Source organism: Bacteroidales bacterium, from assembly GCA_018334875.1.
GTDB lineage: Bacteria > Bacteroidota > Bacteroidia > Bacteroidales > UBA12077 > JAGXLC01.
On the sequence record JAGXLC010000302.1, the window covers coordinates 1 to 4,919 of the forward strand.

A 4,919-nucleotide genomic window follows, 5' to 3' on the forward strand; every position below is an offset into this window, starting at 1 on the left:
GGGAAGAAGTATCATTTCGAAAGCTTTTTGATTAACGTATCCTGCAAATCAAAATAATTGTACTGCTTTTTCAGGCCCAGTTTTTTAATGGCCTCCGCTCCGGGCTCGGCAATAAAATCCCTGGACTGGTAATACATAGTGGTGTCCCATATGATCTTCTCTCCCGTGGCCCTGGGATCACCGGTTTTTAAGAGATAACCGTCAAGCCGCTGTGATAACTGCCTTCTCACCTTTTGATAATTCGCCTGACCGGCACAATTGTTCATCTGAAAGGGATCTTTGTTCAAATCATACAGCTCTTCGGCCTCACGTTTCAGAAAAGCTTTTTCATATAAAGGGCGCACATCAGGATCATCCTTATGCGTGAGCATATACATTTTGGTCGGACAGGGATAATGAAGCATATGGGCATCCACATCGCCAAACAGCGGTGGATCGCCGGCAGGCCACCGGTCGGGTTCATAGTTCCGGATATAAAGATAATCACGGGTGCGAATGGCCCGGCCCGGATACCCCATACCCAGTTGACGACAGAGGGCATGTCGTTCCCTGGCTGTATATACAGCATCTCTCCCGGGATCAATCTTCCCCGATTGGTTTGTAAATAAAAGTTTGGTAAGGCTGGTGGCCGTCATGGATTCCGGTATCTGCTCTCCGGCAAGCTCCAGAAAAGTGGGGGCAAGATCATTGAGGTTTACCGGATCATCAACCACCCGTCCTCCGGGAATTTCTCCGGGCCAGGCTATAATTAAAGGAATACGCGTGCCAGAGTCATAAAGATTGGCCAGGCCGCGGGGCATCTGCCAGCCGTTGTCACTGCAGATGACAATCACTGTATTCTCATATTCTCCGGCTTTTTTGAGCCGCTCCAGTAACTGACCCACTACATGGTCGAAGTGTTCAATATCATAGTAATAATCACAAATATCTCTCCGTATGGTTTCATTGTCGGGCAGATACGAGGGAATCTCCACGTCCGAGAGGTTCATGCCCGATTTGACCCCTGCCCCCTCTGTAAAGGGCCGATGCGGATCGGGGCTGCTCAGCCAATAACAAAAGGGTTTATCCTCGTTATTGGCTTCTAAAAACCGGTCGAAGGACTCATAGGTGCGGCCGCCATGATTATACCCGCGTCCGCTCATCTTCACGCTTCCCGGGCCCCAGCCCTTACCCTGGATTCCGACATGATACCCGGAGGCCTCAAGCATATCGGTATAGAAAGGGAATTTATCCGGCAACACGCCCCATAAATTGGCCCCCTCCTCCAGCCGCCAGATATCCTGGCCGGTAAGCATGCCGGCCCTGGCAGGTGAACAAGATGGAGCGGCACAAAAGGCTTGGGTAAAACGAACTCCCCGGCTGGCCACAGCATCAATATTGGGAGTTTTAACTACCGGATCACCATAACATCCCAGGTGATTCCAGGAATGGTTGTCGGACATGAGCAACAGGATGTTGGGTCGTTTTTTTCTTTTCGGTCTGTAATGAATGTTATTAGTTTTCAGACCTGCAAGCGCCACCGGTGTGAGTGACATGAACTGTAAAAATTCGCGGCGTGTGTAGTTTTTCATGGTTATATGTTTTTAGATGAATCTGGTGAATAAGTATGAGATGAGTCCGGTATAAAAATCTGGATTTTGGCTGATAAGGCGCTAAGCGGCTCTACTAAATCTCTGAAATCCAATAGATATTTTTTACTCAATTAGCTAAGTATAGCCGCTGAGCGCCTTTTTAGACTATACTCATGAGATATATTGAATACTGCCTTTAGCTTACCGATCCCATTCCCAGCCGTCCCGATAAGTATGTCTTACCCATTCACGGGCCGACTGATAAGCATCGAGCATTTTATGATCGGTATGAAACCTCGGGCGGCCTTCAACCTTTTTATATTCATGGGAGGTGACCACCTGAAGAGTCTCTTCCGGGCGGATGTTTTTAAACTCCATCTTTTCACCATCCCATGCCAGCTTTTTATGAAGTCCCTGAAGCCGGATGGCCAGATTGCCCATAAGTACCATCTCGGTGAGGGGACCGGCATATTCAAAATTAGAAGAAGCTTCCCTGCGGTTTTCAGGGGATTCCTTACAAGCCCGCACCCAATCCATCTCATGTCTTCCGCCTTCTTTACCCCAGGGACCAACTTTTTCCGAATGATCCGGAATGCGTTCCACCATTTCAGGAGGATCTGAATATTCCTTATCCACAGGCAGCAGACGGTAATTTACCCCGTACTGGTCGCAGATCAGTTTTCCCCGGGTTCCGATAAACAGGTTGCCCCCGGCTCCCATGGATTCTCCCGGAGGCATTTCATCAGGCCTGGGAGGCTTGAGTCCCCCGTCATGCCAGGTTACTTTTACTTCCGGGAAATTCACCTCCCTCATAGACGAACGCGGCGGAAAAGTATATTCTACCTGCGAGGCATTCGGGGCAGATTCTTTATACACGAGGGTGGAACTGGCCTGGGCATGGGTCGGATACTTTAGTTTTAAAGCATAAAACACCGTATCGAGTATATGGCAGCCCATATCGCCCAGAGCGCCGGTGCCGAAATCCCACCAGGCCCTCCAGCTCCACGGATGATAATCGGAATGGTAGGGACGGTCAGCAGCCGGTCCTATGAACAGATCCCAGTCCAGGGAATCGGGTACCTCCATTGACTTTTCGGGTGGTTCCAGTCCCTGGGGCCAGATGGGACGATCAGACCAGGCATGGGCTTCGCGCACTTCTCCTATGGTGCCATTCCATATAATTTCGGCGATTTTTCGCACATTGTCGTTAGAATGGCCCTCGTTACCCATCTGGGTGGCTACTTTATATTTTTCTGCTGCTCTGGCCAGTTGTCGGGACTCCCATACAGAGTGGGTCAAAGGTTTCTGGAGATAAACGTGCTTACCCATGGCCATGGCCTTGATTGCCGGGTGGAAGTGGGTATGGTCAGGGGTGGCAATCACGCAGGCGTCTATATCTTTTTGCTTATCCAGCATCCGGCGAAAATCCCTGTATTTTTTGGCACCAGGATATTGCTTAAAAACAGGAGCTGCATAGTCCCAGTCCACATCACAAAGGGCCACGATATTCTGGCCGATCATATTGGCCAGATTGGCCTTGCCCTTCCCTCCTATGCCTATCCCGGCTATATTGAGTTTATCACTCGGGGAAGTATGGCCCAGGCCACTGATTACATGGCTAGGTAAAACGGTTATTCCTACAGCAGCTTTGGCTGTAGATGTTAAAAACGTCCTCCTGGACATGGATTGTTGGGGGTTATTTTTCTTTGCTTTCATTTTGATATAGAATTATTTGACAACACAAATGATTTGGATTGTTCAGATTGTATCCTAATGGTTTATTCTTAAAAAGGCCCTGGTGCATTGATCGTGGAAGCCCCTTTATCTTCACCCGGTAATATCCCCCGGGTGCCTTTTTGAGGAAGGGGGTCCAGTGTCCTGCGATCATACCAGTCAGGTGTCAAAGAATCGGGTTGGGAATCATGGGTCACTTTTTCCCACTTTTCAAGCACTTTTCTCAATTCTTTCATTTTAGCCTGGTATTGTTCTTCTTCTGCCAGGTTATTAAACTGTTTGGAATCGTTCTCACAGTCAAAAAACTCCTCCCTGGGTTGGGGCTTCTCAAAAATTTGGTTTTGAAGACCGGTGAGCGAACCCTTTTCGTTTCCTTCAATCAATGACTGGCCCGCTCCTCCTCCAAGAACGTCGATGGCACCAATGTTGGAGCGCTCCCACAGGTTGTTTTCTATATATAAATACCGCTCTGTCCGAACCATTCTCTCATGGGCCATATAGTCATGCCAGTTATGCTCGGCAAAAACATAATTTCTAAAATCCTTCCCGGTATCCTCCAGTAAAGATGAAAAGCTTCTGCCCTGGAAGGTCTGGGGTATCTCTCCCCCGGCAAGATCTATAATCGTGGGTGCTATATCGATTACACTAATAAGACCATTACATATTTCACCTTTCCGGTCTATCCCATCAGGATAATGCACGACAAACGGGGTTTTTATTCCAATGTCATATAACCTGGTTTTTTCCCGGGGAAAGGGACGCCCGTTATCAGCCATTACAATAATGAATGTATTATCGAATACCCCCTGTTTCTTTAATTCTGCAACGACTTTGCCAACATAGGTATCAAAACGCGTGACTTCACCATAGTACGAGGCCAGATCTTTCCTTGTACTGTCATTATCTACCATATATTCCGGAACAACGACATCCCCGGGATCATACCTGACCGGATAATCACCGTCCCATGGCCGATGGGCATCATGAGCGGCAAACCACATGAAAAATGGTTTATCTCCGGGACGCTCCTTCAGATATTCAACCCACCTTTCTGATCCGCTTGGACCGCCTCCATCAAGGTGACTCCCCCCGGTACGGTTAAAGGCTTCCAATGCAGGACCGGAAGGTTTGTGGCCTGATTCGCCGAAGTGCCATTTACCAGCCTGTGCCGTATAGTAGCCGGCATCCTGCAATATTTCCGGAAACACTACCTGGTTCTCCGGCAGTGGGTAATGCAGCTCAGGCGCTCCTGTATTGTGCGGATATCTCCCGGTTATTATGCTCACACGGCTCGGGCTGCTTGAGCTGGTGGTTAGAAAGGCATTGGTAAATCGTATGCCGTCATCCGCCAATTCATCAGTATTTGGAGTCTCTATTACAGGATGTCCATAACAACCAAAATCAGTATAGGAAACATCATCGGCTATCAATATCACAAAATTTGGTCTCTCCTCATTTTCCCCGGAAGGTCTGTCCGTACACCCCTGGAGAAGGAAGCTTTTCAAAGCTATAGTAGCTAACACCAATCCCGAAAAATTTTTATTCATTTTCATATGTCTTTAATTTTCAACCGAAATAATTACATTAAAATTTATTGTTTGGATTTTGCTCCTC

Annotated in this window: 3 protein-coding genes; all 3 read right to left on the reverse strand. The window is 48.0% G+C overall.

All coding sequences use genetic code 11. From position 1 onward, the window contains the following. Positions 1-11: 11 nt before the first annotated feature. A complete protein-coding gene (locus KGY70_16875; protein ID MBS3776874.1) occupies positions 12-1,571 on the reverse strand; it encodes a sulfatase-like hydrolase/transferase in 1,560 nt (519 codons plus the stop codon). 201 nt (positions 1,572-1,772) lie between these two features. Next, entirely contained in the window at positions 1,773-3,254 is a 1,482-nt protein-coding gene (locus tag KGY70_16880) for a Gfo/Idh/MocA family oxidoreductase (GenBank protein ID MBS3776875.1), read from the reverse strand. Positions 3,255-3,355: 101 nt separating this feature from the next. Continuing rightward, positions 3,356-4,858: a sulfatase gene (locus KGY70_16885; GenBank protein ID MBS3776876.1), complete on the reverse strand. Its 1,503-nt coding sequence runs from the start codon at positions 4,856-4,858 to the stop codon at positions 3,356-3,358. Between the last annotated feature and the right edge of the window lie 61 nt (positions 4,859-4,919).

What these genes read in the sequence shown, in the direction of transcription:
- KGY70_16880 (MBS3776875.1), bottom strand. Translation starts at nt 3,254, where the DNA reads ATGTCCAGGAGGACGTTTTTAACATCTACAGCCAAAGCTGCTGTAGGA.
- KGY70_16875 (MBS3776874.1), bottom strand. Translation starts at nt 1,571, where the DNA reads ATGAAAAACTACACACGCCGCGAATTTTTACAGTTCATGTCACTCACA.
- KGY70_16885 (MBS3776876.1), bottom strand. Translation starts at nt 4,858, where the DNA reads ATGAAAATGAATAAAAATTTTTCGGGATTGGTGTTAGCTACTATAGCT.